Annotated in this window: 22 protein-coding genes; 13 read left to right on the top strand and 9 right to left on the bottom strand. The window is 71.7% G+C overall.

Going from position 1 to position 24,896, the window contains the following annotated elements:
• Positions 1–228: 228 nt before the first annotated feature.
• The 3 genes from EDC02_RS09900 to EDC02_RS09890 are packed head-to-tail and all read right to left on the bottom strand — an operon-like array spanning position 229 to position 3,220.
• Positions 229–1,422, bottom strand: coding sequence for an amidase (locus tag EDC02_RS09900; RefSeq protein ID WP_158632117.1), 1,194 nt, complete (start codon positions 1,420–1,422; stop codon positions 229–231).
• Between the two features lie 41 nt (positions 1,423–1,463).
• Positions 1,464–2,177: an alpha/beta fold hydrolase gene (locus EDC02_RS09895; protein WP_123601676.1), complete on the bottom strand. Its 714-nt coding sequence runs from the start codon at positions 2,175–2,177 to the stop codon at positions 1,464–1,466.
• A gap of 59 nt (positions 2,178–2,236) precedes the next feature.
• Positions 2,237–3,220: an AraC family transcriptional regulator gene (locus tag EDC02_RS09890; protein WP_123601675.1), complete on the bottom strand. Its 984-nt coding sequence runs from the start codon at positions 3,218–3,220 to the stop codon at positions 2,237–2,239.
• A 193-nt stretch (positions 3,221–3,413) separates the two neighbouring features.
• On the opposite strand from EDC02_RS09890, the gene EDC02_RS09885 reads away from it, so the two are divergent.
• Both EDC02_RS09885 and EDC02_RS09880 read left to right on the top strand, forming a co-directional pair.
• Complete coding sequence (locus EDC02_RS09885) at positions 3,414–4,196, top strand: sugar transferase (protein WP_305036212.1); 783 nt, start codon at positions 3,414–3,416, stop codon at positions 4,194–4,196.
• The gene (locus EDC02_RS09880) at positions 4,193–5,101 is read left to right on the top strand and encodes an NAD(P)-dependent oxidoreductase (protein ID WP_123604675.1); all 909 of its coding nucleotides are present in this window, start codon (positions 4,193–4,195) and stop codon (positions 5,099–5,101) included. The genes EDC02_RS09885 and EDC02_RS09880 overlap by 4 nt, the downstream gene beginning before the upstream one ends.
• Here EDC02_RS09880 and EDC02_RS09875 read toward each other — a convergent pair.
• The gene (locus EDC02_RS09875) at positions 5,068–5,859 is read right to left on the bottom strand and encodes an alpha/beta fold hydrolase (RefSeq protein ID WP_148083384.1); all 792 of its coding nucleotides are present in this window, start codon (positions 5,857–5,859) and stop codon (positions 5,068–5,070) included. The genes EDC02_RS09880 and EDC02_RS09875 overlap by 34 nt on opposite strands.
• A 207-nt stretch (positions 5,860–6,066) precedes the next feature.
• Between EDC02_RS09875 and EDC02_RS09870 the strand changes: the two genes are divergently transcribed.
• From EDC02_RS09870 to EDC02_RS09860, 3 genes are all read left to right on the top strand, one after another.
• On the top strand, positions 6,067–8,550 hold the full coding sequence (locus EDC02_RS09870) for a glycogen debranching N-terminal domain-containing protein (protein WP_158632116.1): 2,484 nt from the start codon (positions 6,067–6,069) through the stop codon (positions 8,548–8,550).
• Complete coding sequence (locus tag EDC02_RS09865) at positions 8,547–9,761, top strand: D-arabinono-1,4-lactone oxidase (protein ID WP_123601671.1); 1,215 nt, start codon at positions 8,547–8,549, stop codon at positions 9,759–9,761. The genes EDC02_RS09870 and EDC02_RS09865 overlap by 4 nt, the downstream gene beginning before the upstream one ends.
• A gap of 179 nt (positions 9,762–9,940) precedes the next feature.
• The gene (locus EDC02_RS09860; protein ID WP_123601670.1) at positions 9,941–10,729 is read left to right on the top strand and encodes a hypothetical protein; all 789 of its coding nucleotides are present in this window, start codon (positions 9,941–9,943) and stop codon (positions 10,727–10,729) included.
• 54 nt (positions 10,730–10,783) lie between these two features.
• On the opposite strand, the gene EDC02_RS09855 is transcribed toward EDC02_RS09860, so the two are convergent.
• Both EDC02_RS09855 and EDC02_RS09850 read right to left on the bottom strand, forming a co-directional pair.
• Positions 10,784–11,290: a roadblock/LC7 domain-containing protein gene (locus EDC02_RS09855; RefSeq protein ID WP_123601669.1), complete on the bottom strand. Its 507-nt coding sequence runs from the start codon at positions 11,288–11,290 to the stop codon at positions 10,784–10,786.
• Between the two features lie 61 nt (positions 11,291–11,351).
• Positions 11,352–12,266: an ABC transporter ATP-binding protein gene (locus tag EDC02_RS09850; RefSeq protein ID WP_123601668.1), complete on the bottom strand. Its 915-nt coding sequence runs from the start codon at positions 12,264–12,266 to the stop codon at positions 11,352–11,354.
• A 314-nt stretch (positions 12,267–12,580) separates the two neighbouring features.
• Here EDC02_RS09850 and EDC02_RS09845 point away from each other — a divergent pair, with 314 nt between their 5' ends.
• From EDC02_RS09845 to EDC02_RS09835, 3 genes are all read left to right on the top strand, one after another.
• A complete protein-coding gene (locus EDC02_RS09845) occupies positions 12,581–13,741 on the top strand; it encodes an alanine racemase (protein ID WP_158632115.1) in 1,161 nt (386 codons plus the stop codon).
• A gap of 92 nt (positions 13,742–13,833) precedes the next feature.
• Positions 13,834–14,457, top strand: coding sequence for a superoxide dismutase (locus EDC02_RS09840; RefSeq protein ID WP_123601666.1), 624 nt, complete (start codon positions 13,834–13,836; stop codon positions 14,455–14,457).
• On the top strand, positions 14,454–14,747 hold the full coding sequence (locus EDC02_RS09835; protein ID WP_123601665.1) for a superoxide dismutase: 294 nt from the start codon (positions 14,454–14,456) through the stop codon (positions 14,745–14,747). Before EDC02_RS09840 ends, EDC02_RS09835 begins: the two co-directional genes overlap by 4 nt.
• An 11-nt stretch (positions 14,748–14,758) precedes the next feature.
• On the opposite strand, the gene EDC02_RS09830 is transcribed toward EDC02_RS09835, so the two are convergent.
• Positions 14,759–16,714 carry a polysaccharide biosynthesis protein gene (locus tag EDC02_RS09830; protein ID WP_123601664.1) on the bottom strand — a complete coding sequence of 652 codons (1,956 nt, stop codon included), beginning with the start codon at positions 16,712–16,714 and terminating at the stop codon, positions 14,759–14,761.
• A gap of 166 nt (positions 16,715–16,880) precedes the next feature.
• On the opposite strand from EDC02_RS09830, the gene EDC02_RS09825 reads away from it, so the two are divergent.
• Positions 16,881–18,368, top strand: coding sequence for a polysaccharide biosynthesis tyrosine autokinase (locus EDC02_RS09825; protein ID WP_123601663.1), 1,488 nt, complete (start codon positions 16,881–16,883; stop codon positions 18,366–18,368).
• Here EDC02_RS09825 and EDC02_RS09820 read toward each other — a convergent pair.
• Positions 18,355–18,945 carry a low molecular weight phosphatase family protein gene (locus EDC02_RS09820; RefSeq protein ID WP_123601662.1) on the bottom strand — a complete coding sequence of 197 codons (591 nt, stop codon included), beginning with the start codon at positions 18,943–18,945 and terminating at the stop codon, positions 18,355–18,357. The two genes, EDC02_RS09825 and EDC02_RS09820, sit on opposite strands and share 14 nt — an antisense overlap.
• Before the next feature lie 129 nt (positions 18,946–19,074).
• Here EDC02_RS09820 and EDC02_RS09815 point away from each other — a divergent pair, with 129 nt between their 5' ends.
• Genes EDC02_RS09815 through EDC02_RS09800 form a run of 4 tightly spaced genes read left to right on the top strand, consistent with a single transcriptional unit; the run spans position 19,075 to position 23,458 of the window.
• Positions 19,075–20,229, top strand: coding sequence for a DegT/DnrJ/EryC1/StrS aminotransferase family protein (locus tag EDC02_RS09815; protein WP_123601661.1), 1,155 nt, complete (start codon positions 19,075–19,077; stop codon positions 20,227–20,229).
• Entirely contained in the window at positions 20,226–20,888 is a 663-nt protein-coding gene (locus EDC02_RS09810; RefSeq protein WP_123601660.1) for a NeuD/PglB/VioB family sugar acetyltransferase, read from the top strand. Before EDC02_RS09815 ends, EDC02_RS09810 begins: the two co-directional genes overlap by 4 nt.
• Positions 20,889–20,941: 53 nt before the next feature.
• Positions 20,942–22,138 (top strand): glycosyltransferase family 4 protein, encoded by a 1,197-nt coding sequence (locus EDC02_RS09805; RefSeq protein ID WP_123601659.1) that lies wholly within the window; start codon positions 20,942–20,944, stop codon positions 22,136–22,138.
• 57 nt (positions 22,139–22,195) lie between these two features.
• Entirely contained in the window at positions 22,196–23,458 is a 1,263-nt protein-coding gene (locus tag EDC02_RS09800; protein WP_123601658.1) for a glycosyltransferase family 4 protein, read from the top strand.
• A 45-nt stretch (positions 23,459–23,503) separates the two neighbouring features.
• Here the strand turns inward: EDC02_RS09800 and EDC02_RS09795 are convergent, their stop codons facing one another.
• Positions 23,504–24,766 (bottom strand): nucleotide sugar dehydrogenase, encoded by a 1,263-nt coding sequence (locus tag EDC02_RS09795; RefSeq protein ID WP_123601657.1) that lies wholly within the window; start codon positions 24,764–24,766, stop codon positions 23,504–23,506.
• Positions 24,767–24,896: the final 130 nt, after the last annotated feature.

The raw sequence follows: 24,896 nt of genomic DNA, 5'->3' as shown, positions 1-24,896 counted from the left end.
GCTGACCTGCGGAACCGGCGGTGCCGCCCCTGGTCCGGTAGGTCGGCTGCGGCTGGTAATCCGCTCATCCACCGGCTGTCCGCCGGTCGCCCACCCGAACATGGCTGTCTGCCCGGCTGCGTCGGCCGCAGCGAATAGGCTAGATCCGACCGGCAACGCCAATCGGCCAGCGCCAGGCCGGGACACCGGCGGGCCAGGGCCAGCCCGGCAACCCGGTCGGCGCCAGGGTCAGGCCGGGGCGCCGTGACCCGGCGCCGCCGCGGTGGGGCCGGGCCTGACCAGGTCGGGTCGGGCCGCCTCCAACGCCGCCGCCACGGCGAGGACGGTGACATCGTCGCCCGGCCGCGCGCCGAGCTGCACCCCGATCGGCATCCCGGCGTCGTCGCACCCCCAGGGCAGACTGATCGCCGGTCCGCCGGTCACGTTGAACATCCCCACGAACGGGGAGATCGCGAAGATCTCCCGAAACAGCTCGCCGGCCGGCCGGTCGGTGTGCAGCTGCCCGAGCGGTGGCGCCGGCCGCGCGGTGGTCGGGCTGAGCAGCAGGTCCACGCCGTCGAGGACGGCAGCCAGCTCGCCGGCGAGCCCACGCAGTGCCATGGTCGCCCGGACCTGGGTGCGGGCATCGGCCCGCCGTCCCCGCCGCACCAGGTCGAGCACCGCCGGTTCCAGGGTTTCCGGCCCGGCGGCCCGTCCGGTGGCGGCGCAGATGTCGTCGACTGCGGCGGTCAGATGACCGGCGATGACCGCACCGAGCACCGGCCCGAGCCGGCCGGCCGGCTCCACCGGCCCGACCGGGACCACCCGGTGACCGGCGGCGGCCAGCTCGGCGGCGACGGACTCGGCGGCAGCCCGGTACCCCGGATGCACCGGGGTGCCGTCGGGCGCCTCGGTGAGCAGCCCGACCCGCAGGGCCCGGCCGGGCCCTGCCGGCACCATCCCCGCGGCCACCGCCACCGCCGCGCCGCCGCTGGAGCCACCGGCGGACCGGTCCGGCCGCCACGGGTTGCGGGTCGGCCCGTGCAGCACCGGCTCGGTGGTGATGTTCAGCCCGAACTCCGGCGAGTTGGTCCGTCCGATGATCAGCGCTCCGGCCTGTTCCAGCCGGCGCAGCAAGGTGCTCGTACCGGCCGGTGCCAGGCCGACGGCCAGCCGGCTGCCCCGGGCCAACGGAAAGCCGGCGACCTCGGCATGCAGGTCCTTGACCAGGTACGGCAGCCCGGCCAGCGGTCCGACCGGTCGGCCACCGGCGGCGGCCAGGCGACGCAGCGCCGGCCCGGGGTCGACCGCCACCACCGCGTTGAGCCCGGCGTCACGCTCCTCGATGCGGCGTACCGCCGCGTCGACGACCTCCCGGGCGTGCACCCGGCCGGACCGTACGGCCGCGGTCAGCTCGGTGATCGACCCGCCCAGCAGTTCCAATGCCCCGCCTCCCGTTCGAACCCCACCCGGTCGACGGGTGGTCAGTCCGCCGCCGCCTCGACCAGCTTCGCCGCCAGCAACTGCGGATCGGTGAACAGGACCTCGTGCGAACCCGGCATCTCGACCAGCCGGAACTCGCCGAGCCGCTGAGACTGGCCGGGATGCCAACGGAACTCGTCCGGCGGGAACGCGACGTCGTCGACCGCGTACAGGTACGAACGGGGGACCGGCAGGTCGGCGAATCCGGGCAGCGCGACCGGTTCCGCGGCCCGGGCCAGTGGCTCCGGCGTCAGCCGCGCGTAGGCGGCGCGGGCGGTCTGCTCGTCGGCGTCACTGATGAACGAGCGGAACGCCTCGTACGGCAGCATCAGGGTGCCCTCCGGGCTGGCCAGGCTGGTGAAGGCGGCGGCGGCCGACGGTGGCACATGCTGGAAGACGGTGTCGCCGTCGGCGAGGACGTACGCGTTGTGGAACACCAGGCGGCGGAGCCGGTCCGGTACGGCGACCGCGACGGCCTGCACGACCGCGCCGCCGAGGCTGTGCCCGACGAGCACCACGTCGCGCAGGTCGGCCCGCCGGATCAGCCCGGCGACGGCTTCGGCGGTCCGGGTGAAGCTCACCGTCGGATCGGCGTTGGCGCCGTTGCCCGGCAGGGTGGGTGCGTGGACCTCGTGTCCGGCGGCGGTGAGCGCCTGCCGGACGCCGTCCCAGCAGTTGCCGTCGTGCCAGGATCCGTGAACGAGAACGAAACGCATGTCGGGTGCCTCCGTCGCGGTCGGTGGGCCCGACGGTAGGCCGGCCGGCGCACGGAGGGTTATCGGCGTCGCGCCGGATCGCTGTCGGGATCCTGCCCGAGATGGCCGGCCGGTCCGCCGGCGCGTTGCTCGCTGCGCCACCGCGCGGGCGGGGCGCCGTACTGGGCGCGGAAGAGCGCTCCGAGATGCGACGCCGACGCGAAGCCGTACCGGTGGGCGAGCCGCGCGACCGGGACGTCGGACCCGGCGAGCGCGACAGCGCAGGCGTGCAACCGACGCTGTCGGATCCAGCGGTACGGGGTGGTGCCGTTGGCGGCGAACGCCCGGTGCAGCTGCCGGGGGGACACCGCCAGCCGGCGGGCCAGCCACGGCACCGACAACGCCGGATCGGCCAGCGAGTGCTCGATCAGCCGTTCGGCCGCGGTGCGCAGCGCGGCCACCGGGTCGGCGTCGACGGCGACGCCGGCACCGTGCAGCGTGGCGGCGAGGACGGTGTCGACCATGGTGGCGACCTCCGGTCGCTGCCCGGCCCCGGCGGCTGCGGCCGCGTTCATCAGGTGCGGCAACTGCCGACTCAACGCCCGGCCCACCGGGTCCAACGTCGCGGAGCGCACCGGTCCGTCGAGGCCGGGGAAGCGGGCCGTGACGAGTGCGGGGGGCAGCGCTACGAACAGCACGTGGGCCGGTGCCGGGTAGTCGACGTCGAACGCCTCCGAGCCGGGGACGACGACCAGCCGGTCCGGGCCGATCGGGTCGGTGCCACCCCGGTGCGTGATGCTGCCGGTGGCCCGTTGGCCGAGGAGTAGGAACACCCCGTCCGCGGCGTCGGGTCCGGTGGTGTCGTGCGGTCGGCGGGAGGAGTGCAGCGCACCGACCGTAGCGGAGATGAGCCGCAGGGGCCCCAGTGGCACCTCGGTGATGCGGGCGCGGAACCGGCTCGGGTCGCGGATCGTGACGGTCTGCTGCACCAGGGTGTGTCGCAGCGCGGAGTTGAACTCGCGCAGCCCGGCCGGCCCGTCGAAACCCTGGCGTCGCGGCGGCACGCGTTCCTCCCTCTGCCGGCCCGGTCGGTGCTGCTGACCTGCTGGTCAGCGTACTGGTCCGGGTCCCGTCGTCACCCGAGCCGACGGCAACGGCTCGACCAATGTTCCGATTTACGGCGAACGACACGCTTAGTCGTATTCATTCTGTTACAAAGCTTTTGTTAGTTGAGCAGCTACTTCCGGAGGCCCGTCCATGTCCTCGCCAGCGGCCTGCCTCGCAGCCGAACCGACGATGCCGACCAATCGTCCCCGCCGCTACGACCGGGTGAAACGGGTGTTCGACGTGGTGGGCGCGGCGACCGCCCTGGTCGTCGGCGCGCCGCTGCTGGCCGGGGTCGCCCTACTCATCCTCGCCACGCTGGGCCGGCCGGTGTTCTTCCGGCAGGTGCGACCCGGCCGGGACGGCGAACTCTTCGAGATGGTCAAGTTCCGCACCATGCTCGAGGTGGATCCGGCCCGCGGCCTGGTCACCGACGCCGACCGGCTGACGCCGGTCGGCCGCTGGCTGCGCGCCACCAGCCTCGACGAACTGCCCGAGTTGTGGAACGTGCTGCGCGGTGAGATGAGCCTGGTCGGCCCACGTCCCCACCTGGTGAAGTACCTGGAGATCTACACGCCGTGGCAGGCCCGACGGCACGAGGTGCGACCCGGTATCACCGGCCTTGCCCAGGTACGCGGCCGCAACGAACTGGCCTGGGAGGACAAGTTCGCCTACGACATCGAGTACGTGGACAACCGCGGTCTCCGGCTCGACCTGCGGATCATGGTCGAGACCGTCCGGGTGGTGCTGCGCCGGGAAGGGATCGCCGCGCCGGGGGCGGCCACCTGGCACGAGTTCACCGGGACCCCGACGCCGCCGGACCCCGTCCCGACCGGCCCCGTCCTGGCCGACTCGGTCCTGGCCACGGGGCCTGACGGCTCGGCAACCACCTCCCGTCGACCCGGCGGTGACCTGGCCGGCCGGTGCCGCAGTTGAGCCGGACCAGGATCCTGCTCTTCGGCTCCACCGGACTGCTGGGCCGGCAGATTCACGCGGCGCTCACGGCGGACGCGGTGGTGACCGCACCAACCCGGGCCGACTGCGACCTCGCCACGGCGGGCGTGACCGAACTCGCCCGGCTGCTCGCGGCCGTGCGGCCGGACGTCGTGGTCAACTGCGCTGGCCGCACCGTTGGTGACAACGCCGAGCTGATCCGGATCCATCTGCTGGCCGTGGCCGCGCTCGCCGAGGCGATGGCCGACGTCGTGCCCGGCACCCGGCTGGTGCGGCTCGGTTCCGCCGCCGAGTACGGCGTCGTGCCCAGTGGCCGCCCGGTGCGCGAGGACGACCCGGCCACGCCGGTGAGCGCGTACGGGTTCAGCCATCTGGCCGCCACCCAGTTCGGCGAACTGGTCAGCACCGACGGACGGGTCGAGGTCGTCACGCTACGGGTGTTCAACCCGGTCGGGCCGGGTCTGCCGGCGGACAGTGCTCTGGGGCGGGCGGCCGATCTGCTACGCGGCGGTGGGCGGTCACCGCTGGCGGTGCGGCTGCTGGACACCGTGCGCGACTTCGTCGACCTGCGCGACATCGCCGCCGCGGTCCGCGCCGCCGCGGTTGCCGCCCAACTGCCGTACCGGCTGTTCAACGTGGGCAGCGGGCGGCCGGTCGGGGTCCGGGACGCGGTCACCTGTCTGGCCCGGGCAGCTGGTCACAGCGGTGAACTCGGTTCGGGGGAGTTCTCCCCGACGGTGAACCGGTCCGCCGCCGTCCCCTGGATGTGCGCCGACATCAGCCGAGCCCGGCAGGCGCTCGGCTGGTCACCCAGCTACGACCTGACGGACTCGGTGAAGGCGCTGCTGGCGGATCACCACGACGGTGGCCCCCACAGCCGCAGGTAGCGGCTGACCATCGCGTTGGTCTGCCGCGGCACCTCGAACTGGAAGAAGTGGCCGGAGCCGACCACCTGCCCGATCACCGCCTCGGGTACCAGCTCCCGTAGCCGTCCGTAGTCGGCGAACGGTGCCGGGCCGCCGATGTAGAGCAGCCGGCGTCCCCACGCGGTCAGCGCGGCGTCGCCACCGGCCTCGACGAAATCGGCGAGACCGTCGAGGGTGGCGGCGGCGACGGTGTCACTCGGCCGCAGCATCTGGTCGATCGCCCAGTCGATCAGCCGGGGGTCCGACTCGGGAATGAAGAATGACCGGATGATGTCGATCCGGGCCTGGCGCGGGTCCTCGCCGCGGATGGACTCCGCCAGCGCGGCCACCTGCTCCGTGGTGCCGGGCGGCACGGCCACCGAGGCGTCCAGCAGTAGCAGCGCCGCGACCCGGTCGGTTGCCTGCGCGGCTGCGGCCAACGACCAGACCCCGCCCATGCTGTGCCCGATCAGCACGACGTCGTCCATCTCGAGCTCGACCATCAGATCCCGTAGGTCGGCACCGAGTTCGGGAACGCTGAAGCCGCGGTCCCCGGCCGGGCTTGCGCCGTGTCCCCGCATGTCCACCGAGACGATCCGTCGCCGCCAGCTGGCCAGATGGGTGGCGAGAGGCTTCATGAACCGGTGGTTGCAGCACCACCCATGTACGAGCAGTACATCCTGTCGGCCGCGGCCGGTCTGCCAGTAGCGCATCCCGGCGGCCGTGCGGTCGTGACTCACGTCGTTGGCCTCCTTCGCTTCGGCACATGCCGTGCCCCCGATACGGCCTGTAATTATTGTGCCTCATCTGGTTACTTTCAGCATCCGTGGTCCACCGTCCGTCTCCTCCCGGTCACGGATCACCCGCACCGGGTGATCCGTGACCGGTGGGATACGGGTCATGCTGGCGCCAGGTGGACCGACCGAGGACGACTGAGAGGAGCCACGATGACCGACGTGATCGGTCGGTTCTTCGACGGTCTCCAGGCGCGCGGCGACGGTCGACTGCCGCCGCCGGCCAGTGGCACGATCCGGTTCAACCTCACCACCCCGGACGGCGGTATCCGCAGCTGGTCGGTGACGTATCGGGACGGCCATGCCGTGCTCGAGCACGACCCGAAGCGGGTCGACTGCACCATCGACACCTCGGAGGAGACCTTCCAGGCACTGATCGACGGCCGGGAGAACACCATCTCGTTGCTGCTGCGCAACGGCGTGTCGGTCCGGGGCGACCTGCCGCTGTTCCTGACCTTCCGCCGACTGCTGCCGCTGCACGCGGACAGCGCCGGGGCGGAGTCGAGGGCCCGGCCGGTCGCCGAGCCGGTCGGCGCCCGCCCCGCCACCGCGAAGCCGGTCAGCATCCTCTACGGAAACCTGTTCATGGTCAGCGACCGGCGGGGCGACATCGAACCGGTGCCGTCCGCACCGTTCGGCTTGTTCTTCTACGACACCCGCTTCCTGTCCTACTGGCGGCTGACCGTCGACGGACAACGGATGAACACCCTGTCCATCGACGATCTGCAGTACTTCGAGTCGCGGTTCTTCCAGGTGCCGGGCGAGCCGACGCACTACGTGGACGCCACCATCTCGGTGTTCCGGCACCGCTGGATCGGCGACGCGTTCACCGAGCAGATCGCCGTGTTCAACCACCGGGAGGAGCCCGTGCAGCTGAGCCTGCGCATCGACGCGGCGGCCGACTTCGCCGAGGTCCTGGAGGTCAAGGACGGCTACCACACCGACCGCGAGATCGAGGTTACGGCCGAACCCGACGCGCTGCGGTTCCGCTACGAGCGGGGCACCTACTTCCGGGAGACGATCCTGTCCAGCAGTGTGCCGGCCCGCATCGATCCCGGCGGCATGACCTTCGAACTGACCCTCGACGCCCACGACACCTGGTGCACCGATCTGACGGTGAAGACCTTCGTCCGGGGGGCCGGCAACCGCGACCTGCGCGAGAGCCTGCGCAGCTACGCCGAGCGGCCCAAGCCCGAGGTGCACCGGGAACTCGACGAGTGGATGGCCCGGTCACCGAAACTGACCTGCGACTACGAACCGTTGCGGGAGGCGTACCGGCAGAGCGTCGTCGACCTGGCGGCGCTGCGGTACAAGGGGGTCAACTTCCGCGACATGCTGCCGGCTGCGGGCATGCCCTGGTTCATGACGTTCTTCGGTCGGGACAGCCTGATCAGCTGCCTGCAGGGGCTACCATTCCTGCCCGCCACCACGGTGCCCGCCTTGGCGATCATGGCCTTGGCGCAGGGTACCCGCGAGGACCCGTTCCGGGCCGAACAGCCGGGGAAGATCCCCCAGGAGAGCCGGTACGCCGAGGCCGCGCTGTTCAACGAGGTCTCGCACGCCTCGGACTTCTCCGCCGCCGACACCACACCGTTGTTCATCGTGCTGCTCGACGAATACGAACGGTGGACCGGCGACACCGCGCTGGTACGTGACATGGAGTTCGAGGCCCGCGCGGCACTGGACTGGATCGATCGGCACGCCGACCTGGTCGGCACCGGCTACGTCTGGTACGGGCCCCGGCCGGCCCGCACCGGGGAACTGAACCAGAGCTGGAAGTGCTCACCGGGCGCGGTCAGCTTCCACGACGGACGGGAGGCGACGTTCCCGCAGGCGACCTGCGAGATCCAGGGATACGTCTACGACGCGCGGCTGCGTGGTGCCCGGCTGGCCCGGGTCTGCTGGGGTGACCACGCGTTCGCGGACCGGCTCGAACAGCAGGCGGCCGAGCTGCGGGACCGGTTCAACCGGGACTTCTGGATCGCCGACGGCGGCTACTACGCCCACGCGCTGCAGGCCGACGGCAGCCGGGTCGACGCGCTCACCTCCAACATCGGTCATCTGCTGTGGAGCGGCATCGCCGAACCCACCAAGGCACGGTCGGTCGTGCGGCATCTGATGGGTCCGCAACTGTTCGGCGGCTGGGGGATCCGCACCCTCGCCACCGAGGCGCGGCGGTTCAACCCGGTCGGCTACCACACCGGCTCGGTCTGGCCGTTCGACAACTCGCTGATCGCGTGGGGACTGTGGCGGTACGGCTACCGGGAGGAAGCGGCCCGGGTGGCCGGGGCGGTGCTGGAGGCGTCGCAGTACTTCGGGGCCCGGCTGCCCGAGTGCTTCGCCGGCTACGACCGGTCGTTGACCAAGTACCCGGTCCCGTACTCCGCCGCGGGCAGCCCGCACGCCACCTCGGCCGGCGCGACGTTGCTGTTCCTGCGGGTGCTGCTCGGTCTCGACCCGTACGACGGCGACCTGATCATCGACCCGGCCGTTCCGGAAGGGATGGGGCACATCGAGCTGCATGACATCCCGGGCCGCTGGGGCCTGCTGGACGCGCTGGGCCGGGGCCGCAGCGACCTGGCCCGGCCGCGCCGCCGCACCCGCCGCCCCGGTGATCCGCTGCGGGCGGCGCTGTGACGTCGCCGCCCGTCACCGGTGCCACCACCTGGCGCAACTGGTCCGGTGGGTTGAGCTTCGAGCCGGCCACGGTGGCCCGGCCGGAGTCGGTCGCCGAGCTGTGCCGCGTCCTACGCGCAGCCGCCGAACAGGCGGTGACGGTACGGCCGGTCGGTGCCGGGCATTCGTCCGCGCCGCTGGTGCAGACCGGGGACGTCCTGCTCAGCCTGGACCGGCTGCCTGCCGGGGTGCTCGAACCGCCGCACAACCGGCAGATCTGGGTCGGTGCCGGCAGCCGGCTGCACGACCTGGGTCGTCAGCTGCGCCACCACGGACTCGCGATGCCGAACCTCGGCGACGTCGACACCCAGGCGTTCGCCGGTGCCGTCTCGACCGGCACCCACGGCAGCGGTCTGGGCCTGCCGAACCTGTCCGCCCAGGTGACCGGGGTCCGACTCGTCACCGCCGCCGGACAACCGGTGCAGATCGACGCCGACAGCGACCCCGACCTGTTGCGGGCCGCCCAGGTGTCGCTCGGCGTACTGGGTGTGTTCACCGCGCTGCGGACCCGGCTGGTCCCCGCGTTCCAGGCCCGACGGCGGGAGTGGGGCCTGCCGGTGGAGGCGTGCCTGACCACGTTCGACGAGCTGCTGAAGGTCAACCGCAACGTCGACTTCTACTGGTATCCGCGGCGCGACGACGCGCACCTGCGGACGGTGAACCCGGTTACCGACGATCCCGGCCCGGACACGCTGCCCGGCAGCGGCTGCACCGAGGAACGGACCGGTTCCAGCGACGCCGCGCTGATCAAGCGGCGGTCCCTGCGGTTCCACGAGATCGAGTACTTCGTCCCGGCCGCGGCCGGTCCGGCCTGCTTCCGGGAGGTCCGGCACCGGATCCGGACCCGGCACCGGCAGCACGCCGCCTGGCGGGTGCTCTACCGGTACGTGGCTGCCGACCAGGCGTTCCTCAGCCCGGCGCACGGCCGGGACAGTATCACCATCTCGGTGCACCAGAACGCGACGCTGCCGTACCGCGAGTTCTTCGCCGACGTCGAACCGATCTTCCTGGCCCATGACGGTCGGCCGCACTGGGCGAAGATTCACGGGTTGGAGGGTCGGGACCTGCTTGCCCGCTACCCGCAGGCGGACCGGTTTCTCGCCGTCCGCGAGCGACTCGATCCCGACGGGCGGTTCCTCACCGACTACCTGCGTCGGCTGCTGGGCCTGTGACGGAGCTGCTGGGCCGGTGGCCGGGCTTACCGGGCCGGTGACCGGGCTTGCGGGTCCGGCCCACCCGGCGGGCCTAAGATTGCCCCGTCCCGCAACCGGGTAGCAGGGGCACCGTCCGCCGTATCGACGGGCGCGAGACCCGCCGCGCCGCAGGCGGGTAGGAACGGGAGTGGGTAGCCGTGCGACCGACCGAAGTCAGCAACGAACCGTCCACCGACCTGCCGGGCGGCACGCCACCGGGGACGTCGCGCCGGGCGTTGATCGCCGTCTCCGTCGTCGCAGCCCTGCTGGTGGCGGCGACGATCGTGGCGGTGGTGGTGAACGCAGTGGGCTCACGCCCCGCTACCGACGGCGACGTGGCGTGGACGGTGCAGACACCGCGCGAGGGGTGGACCGAGGCGCGGCTGGAGATCCCCGACGGTGCACCAGAGATTCAGGTGGTGGCCGACGACCTCGGTGATCAGCTGCTGCGGGCGGAGACTCCGGTCGGCGGTGCGGCCGCGCCGGAGGTGACCACTTCCGACGGCGTGGTCCGGGTAGGGCTGACCGATACCGGCCACGACGGTGCCGGCGAGCTGCGCGTCACCGTCCACAGCGACCTGCTCTGGTCGGTCCGGGTGCTGGGCGGGGCGACCAGCACCCGGGTCGATCTGACCGGTGCCCGGGTCTCCCAGGTGGACGTCGCAGGTGGCGCCAGCGCGTTGGACCTGGCGCTGCCGGAGCCGTCCGGCACGGTCGTCATCCGGATGTCCGGCGGCGTCAGCACCTGGCAGATCGAGTTGCCGCAGCGGACGCCGGTGCGGATTCGGCTGGGCTCCGGCGCGGGCAGCGTCGACCTGGACGGCGAGCGGCGCGACGGGGTCGCCGGCGGCGAGTCGGTGATCTCGACGGACTGGGACGAGGCCACCGACCGTTACGACGTCAACGCCGTCGCCGGGGTCGCCGACCTCACGGTGACCCGACGGTAACCCGATTCCTCCACGCCGGCCGGGGCGCCGCCTCGGCGAGCGGGGCCGGCCGGCTCAGCGGCGCGTCGGAAGGTCGTGTCGCTCTGCGGCATGCGCGCCGAGCGTCGGTGCGCCACCGTGCAGGAGCGCCTGAGCGGTGCGGACCGCAGTCTCCGGAGCCTCCTCCGGCGCGGGGAACGCCGGCAGGTGCCGGTCGGCCCGGCCGGCGAACAGTGCCACCTCGTAGGCCACCGAGTCCATGTCGGAGCCGGCGTCGAAGACGGCCGCGATGATCGCACCACCGGGTGTCGCGGCGATGAACAGGAACGCCGTACCCATCTGGACGACGATCTGTCGAACCCGGCCGGTGTCGGCGTGCTGACCGACCGCGACGGCGAGGGCGCGCAGACCCGCCACCAGACCGGACAGCTGTTCGCCCAGCTCGTGGTCGACCCCTTTGGACCAGGCCAGGAGAATACCGTCAGGGGAGAGCGCCACCGCCTGTTGCGCCTGCGGAACCCGGTCCACCAGGTCATCCAGCAGCCGGGAGACGTCACCAGTGGTGACCACGGGGTATGCCATGGAGGGTCTCTCTTTCGGTCGGTGCGCGTTCCCGGCCAAACAGTACCCTCGACCCGACCCGTCAGTGCGTAACGGCACGAATCACCGGAATAGATTTCTGATCCATGGTGGAGGCGCGGGCGGCGCCCCCGGCGAGTGGGACGACGAGCGGGGTGCCGCTGGCCGGGTCCTCGATGACCATCACCCGCAGTCCGAACACCTCCCGGACCAGCTCGGGAGTCAGGATCTCGCCCGGTGCGCCGCTGGCCAGCACCTGTCCGTCCTTCATCGCGACCAGATGGCGGGCGTAGCGCGCGGCGAGGTTGAGATCGTGCAGCACCATCACCACGGTGCGGCCACCCTCCCGGTGCAGCCGGTCCACCAGTTCGAGTACGTCGATCTGGTGCGCCAGGTCGAGATAGGTGGTCGGTTCGTCGAGCAGCAGGATGTCGGTGCCCTGGGCGAGCGCCATCGAGATCCAGGCCCGTTGCCGCTGGCCGCCGGAGAGCGTGTCCACCGGATGTTCGGCCAGGTCGGTGAGGCCGGTCCAGGCCAGGGCCTGGGCGACGACCTCCTCATCGGCCCGGGACCACTGGCGCAGCCAGGTCTGATGCGGCTGGCGGCCACGTGCGACCAGGTCGGCCACGGTGAGCCCGTCCGGCGCGGTCGGAGCCTGCGGCAGGATGCCGAGTCGGCGGGCGACCTCCCGGGTCGGCAACCGCTGTATCCGCTCGCCGTCGAGGAGTACCTCCCCGGCGGTGGGCCGCAGCAGCCGGCCGAGGGCGCGGAGCAGGGTCGATTTGCCGCAGCCGTTCGGCCCGACGATCGCGGTGACCGATCCGTCGACGATGTCCAGGTCCAGGTGTGGGACGACCACCTGGTGGCCGTAGCCGAGCCGCAGTGCCCGGGTCCGTAGCCGGGGTGCATTTCCGGTAGGTCGGGTTTCGCGTGGTCCGGGTCCGGACGCAGTCACCGGCAGTTCTGCGAGGTCTGTCATGGTTGCTCCTCGGCGTCGGTCGGCGCGTCCCGCGTTCCGTGAAGGGTAGCCTTACCGAAGCTCCGGTTCCACCTTGAGGTCGGGGGGTGAGTCTCCACCGCCTAGGTACTTCTCGATAGTGGCGGTGGCACGGTCGCCGACGTCGCGCCGCAGACGGTGATCACTACCGTGCCCGCTGGGCCGTCAGCCTGGGCGGTGGCCGGTACGCGCGGGTGAGCGTGACACCACGTTGCGGGGTCGTCGCAGGACCGTCGCGGTACGGCAGGATGGGCCATGGAGACGCCCGTACCGCGACGACGACTGCCGGAGACGCCGTGACCACCGATACCCGCCCGCAGACCGCCACGCCGGACCTGTTCGCCGTACCGGCCGGCCTGGAGACTCCCAATCTGCTGCTCGACCTCGACGTCCTGGAGCGCAACCTCGACGAGATGGCCGGGCTGTGCCAACTGCATCAGGTGGGGTTGCGGCCGCACGCCAAGACCCACCGGGTGCCCCGGCTCGCGTCGATGCAGCTGGATCGTGGGGCGGACGGCATCTGTGTGGCGAAGCTCGGTGAGGCCGAGGCGTTCGCTGCGGCCGGGGTGACCCGGATGACGGTGGCCTATCCGCTGGTCGGTCGGGACAAGGCCGAACGCGCCGTGCGGTTGGCGCAGCGCTGTGAGCTGACCGTCGGCGCGGACAGCGTCGCCGGTGCCCGGACGCTGGGGGAGGCGTTCGCCGCGGTCGGACGGCTGTTGGACGTACTGCTGATCGTCGACAGCGGTCTGGGTCGGTGCGGGGTGGCTCCGGCGGACGCGGCACTGGTCGCCTGGGACATCGCCGAGCTGCCCGGCGTCCGGTTGACCGGGGTGATGACGTACGAGGGCTCGGTGTACGCGGCGACCGACCGTGCGGATCTGACCCGGCGGTCGCAGGAGGCGGCCGGTGTCGTGGTGGACACCGCGGCCGCGATCCGGTCGGCCGGGCTGACCCTGTCGACGGTGTCGCTCGGTGCTTCCGCTTCTGCGCGGACCGTGGTGGCCGAGCCTGGGGTGACCGAGATTCGGCCCGGCATCTACGCCTTCAACGACCTGGGGCAGATCGCCCTCGGCAACGCTACCGTGGCGACCTGCGCGGTGCGGGTCCTCGCCACCGTGGTCAGTCATCCGGAGCCGCACCGGGCCTGCATCGACGCGGGGTCGAAGACGTTCGGACAGGACGGCCTGCCGGCGACGGCGCATGTCGACGCCTACGGCGGCCACGGGCTGCTGGTGGGGTTGCCCGGATGGCGGATCGACCGGCTTTCCGAGGAGCACGGTTGGCTGCGGTGGGCCGGGCCGGGGGAGCCGAGCCCGCTCACGGTCGGGCAGCGGGTGCAGGTGGTTCCGAACCACGTCTGCATGGTGTTCGCCGGCCTCGGCGAGGTGACGGCGGTACGCGGCGGCGAGGTGGAGGCGGTCTGGCCGACGATCGGGCCGGGCGCGTCGAGGTGACCCGGGCGCTGACGCAGTCAAAGTGCAGTTGCAATATCTTGGCAATAGCGCATACTGGTCGGGACCGCTGAGCCGCGACCGGAGGGTGGACGATGGCCGTCTACACCTTGCCCGACATGCCCTACGACTACGGTGCCCTCGAGCCCGCCATGTCGGGGGAGATTCTGGAACTGCACCACGGCAAGCACCACGCCGCGTACGTCAAAGGCAGCAACGACGCTCTCGACCAACTCGCCGAGGCACGCGACAAGGGCGACTTCTCGACGCTGGTCGGTCTGGAGAAGACCTTCGCGTTCAACCTCTCCGGCCACGTACTGCACTCGATCTTCTGGAACAACCTGTCCCCGGACGGCGGTGACCGTCCGGACGGAGAGTTGTCCGCCGCGATCGACGAGCACTTCGGTTCGTTCGAGGCGTTCGCCGGGCAGTTGTCCACCGCCACCAAAGGGGTGCAGGGATCCGGCTGGGGAGTGCTCGCCTGGGAGCCCATGAGCCGCCGGCTGATCGTCGAGCAGGTCTACGACCACCACGGCAACGTAGGCCAGGCCACCACACCGGTCTTGGTCTTCGACGCCTGGGAGCACGCCTACTACCTGCAGTACCGCAATGTTCGTCCGGACTATGTCGACCGGCTGTGGGATCTGGTCGACTGGAGCGACGTCGCGGCCAGGTTCGAGGTGGCCAAATCGGCTGGCAGCCCGATCGTCCTGCCATGAGTGGCGGCGACAGCCTCGCGTTCGCCGAGTCGGCGTTCGTGGCCGCGCAGCGCGCCGCCGGATTCATCGCGGCCCGCCAACGCGGCGACCACGACGGCGCGGCCGCACTCCTGGCGGAGTTTCCCGACGAGGCGACCCGGACCGGCGGATTCTGTGTGCTCGCCGAGTTGGCGCTCACGTTGGTCCGGGCGCAGACCGGACAGAGCATGGACGACCTGGTGCAGGAGCTGTCCCTGCAGCTGGCAGCCACGGTGGCCGACCCGCCGTCCGGCCCCTCGGCGGCGGCCTGACCGGCCGATGGTCAGACCGTCGGGGAGGACCCGTTGTTGCTGGCCATCGGTGCGCCGGTCGGCTCGTCCGGCGCCGGTCGGCCGGCGGCGCTGTCCGGGCCGCCCACTGCGGCCCGCTCGGTGCCCCGCTGCCGCCGGGCGTTGAGCACCGGCCGGCGCGGCGCGCAGAGCGCGGCCAGGTCGTCGACCAGATCGTCCGGTCGGCCGTACGGGTCGAGCAGGTGCACGTGCACCGGATCCAGCGGCGGCACCGGGACCTGAGAGATCAACGGGTGCAGTGGCCGGTTGTCCGGCTCGCCGGCGCCGAGCAGGTCCTCGTGCAGCTTCTCGCCGGGGCGCAGTCCGGTGTAGATGATCCTGACCGGATTGTCGTACTGCTCGGCGATGCTGCGGGCGACGTCGGCGATCCGCACCGGTTCGCCCATGTCGAGCACCAGTGACTCGCCGTCGCGGCCGATGGCGGCTGCCTGGATGACCAGTTGCACCGCTTCCTGGATGGTCATGAAGTACCGGGTCACGTCCGGGTCGGTGACGGTGATCGGCTTGCCGGCCGCCGCCTGGGCGAGGAACGCGTGCAGCACCGAGCCGCGGCTGCCGAGCACGTTGCCGAACCGGACACTGAGGAACGTACCCTGGTTGGCACCGGCCGCGAAGGCCGTGAGCCGCTCGGTGATCCGCTTGGAGAAGCCGAGCACACTGGTCGGGTCGGCGGCCTTGTCGGTGGAGATGTTCACGAACCGCTCCACACCGGATGCTGCCTCCAACAGGGTCTGGGTGCCCCACACGTTGGTCTTGACGGCCTCACCCGGGTGCCGTTCCAGCAGCGTGAGGTGTTTGAGCGCGGCGGCGTGGAAGACCACCTCGGGGCGCCGGGCGCGCATGATCTGCCGGATCGTGTCGCTGTCGCGCAGATCGGCGAGGATCAGGTCCGGGCTGTCCAGCAGCGCCCGGCCGCGCAACGACAGCTGTACGGCGTGCAGTGCCGACTCGTCGCGGTCGAGCATCATCAGCTCACCGGGCTGGAACCGCTGGATCTGTCGGCACAGCTCGGAGCCGATCGAGCCGCCGGCCCCGGTGACCAGCACCCGTTTTCCGGTCAGGTAGCCGGCGATTGAGTCGAGGTCGGTCTCGATCTGGTGCCGGCCGAGCAGGTCGCTGAAGTCGGGGTCGCGCAGGTCGGTGACGGCCGGTTCGTTTTCCAGCAGTTCGCCGACTGACGGGACCACTTTGAACCGGGCACCGGCCTGGCTCGCGAGGTGGCGTACTTCCCGGATCAGCGCGGCGTCGGCGTTGGCGACCGCGGCGACGACGGTGGTGGCGCCGGTACGGGCGGCGACGGCCGGGATGTCCTGTCGGCTGCCCAGTACCGGTACCCCGCTGAGCCGTAGCTGCCGTTTCGCCGGGTCGTCGTCGAGCAGGCCCACCGGCAGGTATCGCCCGCTCGGCTCGTCCAGCATCGCCCGGAGCAGCGACTGACCGGCGGCGCCGGCACCGAACAGCAGCACCCGCTGGATGTCCCGGCCGGCGGGTCGGCGGCGCCGTTGCCGGTGCAGCCGGCGCAGGTACCGGACGCCGAGCATCTGGACGAGCGCCAGGCAGCCACCGACCAGCGGTGCGCTGGCCGGCACCGGCCGTTGTGGTGCGGCGAGATCGAGTAGCAGCAGCAGGACCATGGTGGCCAGCACGCAGCGGGACACCACCCACACCTCGTCGAAGCTGCCCAGCCGGTACCGGTCCCGGTACAGGTAGCTGAGGTGGCCGGCCACCGTGTGCAGCACGATCGCGGCCAGCATGACCAGGATCAGACCGTTGAGGTGTGTCCCGGCGAGGGCGAACTCGTAGCGGGTCCAGACGGCGACGACCAGGCCGGCGCACCAGGCACCGAGGTCCACCAGCCACATCGGTGCGACGGCGCGTTCCCGGTTGCGGCGGGTGGCGGTGTCAGCGGGTCGGGTCGATGTCTGCATTCCAGCCCCGTTCAGTCGGCGTACGGGCACCGCTGGTCCGGCCGGCGGTGCCTGCGGTCTCGTCCATTCGGTGTGGAGACTGCGGTAATGCCACTATTTGACCAGAAAACCTCCTTAGCCAGTGCAGATTGGTACAAGATGGTGCTGACCATGACGGAGCAGGATTTTGGAGGCCGTACCGATGGAACTGCGTGACTACTTCGACGCGGTGCGGAAGCGATGGCTCTGGGTACTCGCCGCGGTGACCGTCGCGGTCAGTGCCGCCGTGTTGATCAATGTCCGGACCACCCCGCTTTACGCCACCTCGGTCACCTTCTTCGTCTCCACCTCCAGCAGCCAGGGGGTGACCGACGCATACCAGGGCGGACTCTTCTCCCAGCAGCGGGTCAAGTCCTACAGCGGCCTGCTTACCAGCAGCCGGCTCGCCGAAACCGTAGTCGACCGGCACAGCCTCGGCCTGACCGCCGGTGAGGTGCAGTCGCGGGTCAGCGCCCGCCCGGTGCCGGACACGGTCCTGCTGCAGGCGACGGTGACCGACAGCTCACCGAACCGCTCGGAGCAGATCGCCGAGGCGATCGTCGCCGAGTTCGTCCGCCTGGTCCAGCAGCTGGAGACCTCCCCGGGCGCCGACCGACCGGCGATCAAGGTCGAGGTGATCGCCGGCCCGCTGCTCAACCCGGCGCCGGTCGCGCCGCAACCGGTGCGCAACATCAGCCTGGGGCTGTTCCTCGGGCTGCTCAGCGGGGTCGGCCTGGCACTGCTGCGCGGGATGCTCGACAACACCGTCCGCACGGTCGATCAGATGCGCGACGTCACCGCGACCGCCGTGCTCGGCACGATCCCGCTGGACAACGCGGCCCGCCGCGACCCGCTGATCATTGGCCGGCAGGCGCACTCACCGCGGGCTGAGGCGTTCCGCCAACTGCGGACCAACCTGCAGTTCGCCGACGTCGACAAACCGGTGCGCAGCCTGGTGGTGACCAGTGCGATGCCCGAGGAGGGCAAGACCACCACCGCGACGAACCTGGCGTTGACCTTCGCCGAGGCGGGCAACTCGGTGCTGCTGGTGGAAGCGGACCTGCGCCGGCCCCAGGCCACCTCCTACCTGAACATGGAGGGCGCGGTCGGGCTGACGAACGTGCTCGCCGGGCAGGCCGAGCTCGACGACGTTCTGCAGCCCTGGGGGGACAGCGGCATGACGCTGCTGCCCAGTGGCTTCATTCCGCCGAATCCGAGCGAACTGCTCGGCTCACAGCAGATGGCGGACCTGCTCGCCACGCTGCGCGCCCGGTTCGACGTGGTCATCGTGGACACCGCGCCGCTGGTGCCGGTCACCGACGCGGCACCGATCGCCGCCCAGGTGGACGGCGTGATCGTGGTGGGAAGGTGCGCCAAGACCACCGAGACGCACCTGCAGGTGGCGGTCGCCGCGCTACGCGCGGTCGACGCTCGGCTGCTTGGCTGCGTGTTGAACATGACGCCACACCGCAGTGGTGCCTACAACTACTACTACCACGAGCACGGCCGTCGGCGCCGGTCCGCGAACCCGGCCGGTCCGGCCCGGCAGCGTCAGGCGGTCGCGGTGCCCGACACCACGGAGGCCGCCGAGGATCAGGCGACGGCGGATGTCGGCGTACCGGTCAAGACTTCGTGATGACGTCCAGCAGGACTTCGACGGCCTGGTCGATCTGGCTGGCGCATACCCGGAAGTCCTCCACCGGCCGCAGCACCGGGTCGGCGAGGTCGTCCTGCTCGGCGGAGACCGGCTGGACCCGGCTGCGGGCGGTCGCCGCGGCGGCCACCAGTGACCTGGCCCGGCCTGCGGCGTCGGCCGGTGAGGTAGCCGGTGGCAGGACCGCGGCCTGGGCCAGCCGTCCGAACTGGCGGACGGTGAAGGTGCGGGTCAGCGCGGCCGGGGCCAGCGCCACGCAGTACGCCCGGTGCCGGCGGCTGGCGGTCAGCACCAGATCCGCGCGGGTCAGCATGGCGGCGTCCACCTGCCGGCTGGCGAACCCGTCCGGATCGGCCTGGCGTTCCCGCAGGACCTGCTCGGTGTGCGGATGCATCGGCTGGCCGGTCAGCGCTTCGGTGCCGGCGCTGTATGCGACGACGTCGGCCCGGTCCGCGCCCAGCCGGGTCTGCACGGCGTACCGGGTCAGCCGTTCCGCCAGCGGTGAGCGGCAGATGTTCGCCCGGCACACGAACAGGATGGTGAACCGATCAGTGGTCATCAACGCCAGCCAATCCGGTGTGTCCGCGACCGGCCGCCGGACCGCGCCGGCCAGTCGGTCGCGGCCACCGACCCGGCCACGACCAGGTCAGCCTAGCCCGCGGCCAGGACATTTCGCCGGAGCCGCGCGATGACCCAGCAGATCTACCTGTCCCCGCCGGACGTCGGTGCGCTCGAAGAGGAGTTCCTGGTCCGGACGCTACGCTCCGGCTGGGTGGCCCCGTCCGGCCCGGAGGTGGACGCCTTCGAACAGGAGATGGCCCGGCGCGTCGGCGTCGCTCACGCGGTCGCGGTCAACTCGGCTACCGCCGGCCTGCACCTGGCCCTGCTGGCCCTCGGGGTGGGGCCGGGACACGCGGTGGCGGTACCCACCCTGACCTTCGTCGCCACCGCCAACGCCATCGTCTACACCGGTGCCCAGCCGGTCTTCGTCGACTGCGACCCACGGACCGGCAACGTCGACGTCGATCTGCTGGCCGAGGCGCTCACCCGGCGCGAGTCCGGCCAGCCGCCGGTACGCGCGGTGGTGCCGGTCGACATGTTCGGCCGCTGCGCCGACTACGACGAGATCGTCCCGTTGTGCGCGGCGTACGGCCTGCCGGTCGTGGAGGACGCGGCGGAGGCGCTCGGTGCCTGCCTGCGCGGTCGTCCCGCCGGCAGCTTCGGCCGGGCCGGGGTCTTCTCCTTCAACGGGAACAAGATCATGACGACCTCGGGGGGCGGGATGGTGGTCACCGACGACGTGGAGATCGCCCAGCAGTGCCGCTACCTGGCCAGCCAGGCGCGCCAGCCGGTGGCCCACTACGAACACACCGACATCGGCTACAACTACCGGCTGAGCAACCTGCTCGCCGCGCTGGGCCGGGCCCAGCTGCGCCGTCTCGACTCGATGGTCGCCCACCGCCGGGAGAACCGTCAGCGGTACGCGAAGACCTTCGCCGGTGTCCCAGGGGTGCGGCTGCTCGGCGATCTCGGTGACGAGGCGGATCTCGGCGGCAACGCCTGGCTCACGGTGATCGTCGTCGACTCGGCCGAGGCCGGCTGGGACGCCGCCGACCTGGGCCGCTACCTGACCGACCGGCGGATCGAGACCCGGCCGGTCTGGAAACCGATGCACCGGCAGCCGGTCTTCGCCACCGCGCCGCGGATCCTCACCGGCGCTGCGGACCGGCTCTTCGCGACCGGACTGGCCCTGCCCAGCGGCTCGTCGTTGACCGACGAGCAGATCGGCCGGGTGCTCGCGGCGATCGAGGCGTTCCTCGACGGCGACCGGAGCGGCCGATGAGCGCCCAGGACCTGGTGATCGTCGGCTGCGGCGGGCACGGCCGTGAGGTGTTCGGCATCGTCGAGGCCATCAACCGGGCCGGTCCGGCACCGGCGTGGCGGGTGGTCGGATTCGTCGACGACGATCCCAGCCCGGCCAACAAGGACCGCCTCGACCGGCTCGGCGCCGCGCTGCTCGGCGCGGTGGACTGGCTGACCGGGCAGGGCGATCCGCCGGCGTACGTGATCGGGATCGGCCTGCCGGCGTACCGCCGTGCGGTCGGCCGGCGGATCGACGCCGCCCGGCCGGCGGCGGCCCCGCTGGTCGCCGCCACCCTGATCCATCCGAGCGCCACGGTCGGTCCGGACAGCCGGATCGGCGCGGGTTCGGTGCTGTTCGCCGGTGCCAGGGTGACCACCGACGTGACGCTCGGCCGGCACGTGCACATCAACCAGAACGGCGTGGTCGGCCATGACACGACCGTCGCGGACTACGGCTCGGTGGGACCGCTGGCGGCTGTCTCCGGATCCTGCACGTTGGACGAGGGCGTCCTGGTGGGGACGACAGCGGCGATTCTTCAGGGCCGCCGGGTCGGTGCCGCAGCGACGGTCGGCGCCGGCGCGTGTGTCGTACGTGACGTGCCGCCCGGCGCGGTGGTCAAGGGGGTGCCCGCGCGATGAGGGTCCGTTGGCGGTCGCGGCGGGTGCCGTCGGTATCGAGGGAGGCATCGGGCATGCGGGTGGTCGTGATGCTCAAGACAGCTGAGGGCGGCCGGTGGATCGTGCCCCAGGTCGAGGAGTTGCGCCGGCGCGGCAACGAGGTGATCGTGGTGCTGCCCGCCGGCCCGGGCCGGCTGCGCGAACAGCTGCACCGGGCCGGGGTACCGATGATCGACTCGCCGTTCCGGTTCCGGTTCCGCCCGACGTTGGCCACGGCCGCGCAGCTGTGGTCGCTGCGTCGGCTGCTGCGTCGGCTGCGCCCTGAAGTGGTGCACTACCACCACTACCACGCGGCGCTGGCGGTCCGGTTGAGCCTGCTCGGGCTCGACGTCGCCAGAATATTCATGGTGCCCGGTCCGCTCTTTCTGGAGTCGACGCCGATCCGTACCGCAGAGCGCTTCCTGGCCCGGCTGGACGATCTCGTCATCGCCGGCAGTGCACACACCGCCGACCTCTACCGGTCGATGGCCCGTCGTGAGGACGCGCTGGCGGCCGTGCCGTACGGGGTGGACACCCGGCTGTTCCGCCCGGTGGACGCCGCCACCCGGGCCGCCGCACGTCGGCGGCTGGGCCTACCGGCAGACGTCTTCGTGGCGGTCATGGCGGCGTACGCGTACGCACCCAAGTCGATGGTGCACCGGGGGACCGGCATCAAAGGTCACGATGTGCTGCTGGCGGCGTGGCGGTCGTTCACCCGCGACTGTCCCCGTTCCCGGCTGATCCTGGTGGGTGAGGGCTGGGACGCGGCCGGTGAGGAGCACCGGCGGGAGCTGTTGCGACGTTTCGACGTGGCGGCCGATCCGACCGTCGACTGGTTCGCCGGAGTCATCGACGTGCGGCAGTACTACGCCGCGGCGGACGTCAGCGTCAGCCCGTCGCGGTCGGAGAACCACGGCGCGGCGCTGGAAGCCGGAGCCTGCGGGGTGCCCTCCATCGTGTCCGACGCCGGCGGACTGCCGGAGACAGTCAACCGGGACAGCGGTTGGGTGGTCCCGACCGGTGACGTGGAGGCCCTCGCCGCCGCGCTGCGCGGCGCACACGCGGAGTTCCGGTCCGGTCGGCTCGCCCGGCGTTCACCGGCGGCACGGGACCACATCGAGCAGCGGTTCGACAGCGGAGACTGCGCCCGGGTGGTGGCCGACCTGGTCGAGACGACCGGCGGGCGCCAGCCGGTGTCCCGCCGCCGGCCGGCCGCAGCGCCGGTCGGCTGATCTGCACGGACCGCTGTCGGCGGCGCCGTGCCGGCAGCTGACTCTGACTACCGGTTGATGGGGAGCACAGTGGAGAACTCGCCAGGTTCCGCGATGGGCACCGTCGCGGTCAGTACGCGGACCCGGTTCCAACGCACACCGGACGGCGCCGTGTGGACGGTGAACGGGCCGGCGCACGCCTTCTGGACCCGGTACCTGTCGGCCTTCGACCGGGTCCGACTGCTCGCCGAGGTTGCCGACGTACCACTGCCGCCGAACGGCGCGTCGCGGGTGGACGGCGCGGGCGTCGAGATCTGGCCGCTGCCGTACGGTCGCGGGCCCCGCGGCCTGCTGCCGGGTCGTGCGGCGCTGCGCCGGTCGTTGCGGTACGGGGTCGACGACGTCGACGCCGTGATCCTGCGGAGCCCGTCACCGGCCGCCGGGCTACTCGTACCGATCCTGCGTCGCTGGCACCGTGGCTACGCGGTCGAGGTCGTCGCAGACCCGCAGGACATGTTCGACGGTCCGGTGGTGACGTACCCGGTGCGCCGCTGGCGCGTTCACCGGGCGGTGCGCCAGCTGCGGGAGCAGTGTCGGGACGCCACCGCCGTGGCCTACACCACCGGGACTTCGCTGCAGCTGCGATGTCCGCCGGGTCCGCACACCGTCGCCGCCGACTACCCGGACGTCGACCTGCGGGCCGACGCGTTCGTCGGTGAGCCCCGCGAACCGGCGGCGCCCGGCGGTCCGGTGACGCTGGTCTCGGCCGGGACGCTCGACCGCTCCCGGCACGGCGTCGACGTCGTCCTGGCGGCGATGCGTCGACTGGCTGACGACGGCATCCGGGTGGACCTGGTGCACCTGGGCGACGGCCGGTCCCGGACGCGGCTCGAACGCCGCGCGGCCCGGCTGGGACTGGCCGAGCGGGTCGTCATCGCCGGTGAGCGTCCCGCCGCCGAGATCCGGTCCTGGCTGGACGCCGCCGACGTGTTCGTGTCGCCGGCTTCCGTCGGCGCGCCCTCCCCGGTAGTGGTCGAGGCGATGGCCCGGGGCCTGCCGGTGGTCGCCGTCGCGGCGGTGGACCAGCCGGACCTGTTCGAGGCGGACTGCCTGGTCACCACCGGTGGTCCGGCGGCGCTGGCCGAGGTGGTCCGGCGGCTGCTGATCCAGCCGCAGCGGATGGTCGAGGTGGCGGCGGCCGGTCTGGTCCGGTCCCGCGGCTACCGCACCGAGGTCGTGGCACCCCGACGGGCGATGTTCTACCGTGCCGTCCGGATGGCCGGTCGCCCGACGCCGGTGGCACCGGCGGCCCGGGCGCGGGAACACGCCCCGACGAGCTGACCAGGTCAGCGCCCCCCGCCGCCTACGTAGGCGGCGGGGGGCGGGTCACAGCAGTTCCGCGCCGGCGGTGGCGGCCAGCCTTCGGCGGGTGTCCAGCACCAGCGGCGCATCGCTGAGCAGGGAGTAGTCGATGCCGTCGTGGTCGGTCAGCACGACCACCGCGTCGGCGGCTTCGACCTGGTCGACGGTGAGCGGCACCGCCTGTACGAAGGCCGGCATCTGCTCCGGGCGCAGGTGCGGGTCGACGACGTGCAGCTGTGCGCCGGCCAGGTGCAGCAGTTCGGCGACGCGGACCGCCGGGGACTCGCGACAGTCGCCACTGTTGCGCTTGTACGCCAGCCCGATGAGCAGCACTCGCGCGCCCCGCAACGCCCGACTGCGCCGGTTCATCGCGCTGGTCAACCGTTCCACGACGTACATCGGCATGTAGTTGTTCACGTCGTTGGCGAGTTCGACGAACCGGAAGTTGCGGCCGAGGGTCCGCTTGACCTCCCAGGACAGGTAGGACGGGTCCACCGGCAGGCAGTGCCCACCGACGCCCGGGCCGGGGGTGAACCGCAGGAAGCCGAACGGCTTGGTGCTGGCGGCGTCGATCGCGTCCCAGATGTCGATGCCGAGCATGTGCGCGTACACCGCCAGTTCATTGACCAGGGCGATGTTGACGTGTCGGAAGGTGTTCTCCAGCAGTTTGGTGGTCTCGGCCTCCCGGGTGCCGGCGACCGGCACGGTCCGGTCCACCAGACCGTCGTAGAACGCCTGCACCGAGCGCAACGACTCGGGGGTGATCCCGGAGACCACCTTCGGGGTGTTGACGAAGGTCCATTCGCGGTTGCCCGGGTCGATGCGCTCCGGGCTGTACCCGAGGTGGAAGTCGAGCCCGGCCTGCAGGCCGCTGCCCTTCTCCAACAGTGGCCGGAGAAACTCGTCGGTGGTGCCGGGGTAGGTCGTCGACTCCAGGATCACGGTCGCGCCGGGAGTGAGCCGCTCGGCGAGCGACCGGGCCGCCTGCTCGATGTACCGCAGGTCGGGTGCGCCGTCACGCAACGGCGTCGGCACGGTGATCACCGCGGTGTCAAATCCTGCGGCGGCGGCGTAGTCGGTGGTCGCGGTGTATCGGCCGCTGCCCAACGCGGCGTGTAGCTCGGCGTCGGTGACATCCTCGACGTACGAGGTGCCCGCGCGCAGCATCCGGATCCGCTCGGCGTCGGTGTCCAGCCCGACCACCAGGTGTCCGACCGCTACGGCGCGCATCGCCACGGGCAGGCCGACGTACCCCTGGCCGACGATCACCACCGGTGTGTTCGCCATGTCTCCCACTTTCCAGACGAAAAGCCAATAACCGACATAAGCATCTAAGCATCTCAAGCTCCCCTTATAAGCCCGAATCTGGTTTTGCCGGGTCAGCCGAAATTCGCTCGTGCCAGCGTGGCGGCCTGCC

The sequence above is a fragment of the Micromonospora sp. Llam0 genome, from assembly GCF_003751085.1.
GTDB lineage: Bacteria > Actinomycetota > Actinomycetes > Mycobacteriales > Micromonosporaceae > Micromonospora_E.
Note: the sequence above shows the minus strand (reverse complement) of the source record. Positions and strands in the feature narration are given on the sequence as shown.

Coding starts and splice junctions, on each gene's coding strand:
- EDC02_RS09820 (WP_123601662.1), bottom strand. CDS start 18,945: ATGACCACTGATCGGTTCACCATCCTGTTCGTGTGCCGGGCGAACATC.
- EDC02_RS09815 (WP_123601661.1), top strand. CDS start 19,075: ATGACCCAGCAGATCTACCTGTCCCCGCCGGACGTCGGTGCGCTCGAA.
- EDC02_RS09895 (WP_123601676.1), bottom strand. CDS start 2,177: ATGCGTTTCGTTCTCGTTCACGGATCCTGGCACGACGGCAACTGCTGG.
- EDC02_RS09795 (WP_123601657.1), bottom strand. CDS start 24,766: ATGGCGAACACACCGGTGGTGATCGTCGGCCAGGGGTACGTCGGCCTG.
- EDC02_RS09840 (WP_123601666.1), top strand. CDS start 13,834: ATGGCCGTCTACACCTTGCCCGACATGCCCTACGACTACGGTGCCCTC.
- EDC02_RS09830 (WP_123601664.1), bottom strand. CDS start 16,714: ATGCAGACATCGACCCGACCCGCTGACACCGCCACCCGCCGCAACCGG.
- EDC02_RS09805 (WP_123601659.1), top strand. CDS start 20,942: ATGCGGGTGGTCGTGATGCTCAAGACAGCTGAGGGCGGCCGGTGGATC.
- EDC02_RS09800 (WP_123601658.1), top strand. CDS start 22,196: ATGGGGAGCACAGTGGAGAACTCGCCAGGTTCCGCGATGGGCACCGTC.
- EDC02_RS09870 (WP_158632116.1), top strand. CDS start 6,067: ATGACCGACGTGATCGGTCGGTTCTTCGACGGTCTCCAGGCGCGCGGC.
- EDC02_RS09855 (WP_123601669.1), bottom strand. CDS start 11,290: ATGGCATACCCCGTGGTCACCACTGGTGACGTCTCCCGGCTGCTGGAT.
- EDC02_RS09810 (WP_123601660.1), top strand. CDS start 20,226: ATGAGCGCCCAGGACCTGGTGATCGTCGGCTGCGGCGGGCACGGCCGT.
- EDC02_RS09835 (WP_123601665.1), top strand. CDS start 14,454: ATGAGTGGCGGCGACAGCCTCGCGTTCGCCGAGTCGGCGTTCGTGGCC.
- EDC02_RS09885 (WP_305036212.1), top strand. CDS start 3,414: ATGTCCTCGCCAGCGGCCTGCCTCGCAGCCGAACCGACGATGCCGACC.
- EDC02_RS09850 (WP_123601668.1), bottom strand. CDS start 12,266: ATGACAGACCTCGCAGAACTGCCGGTGACTGCGTCCGGACCCGGACCA.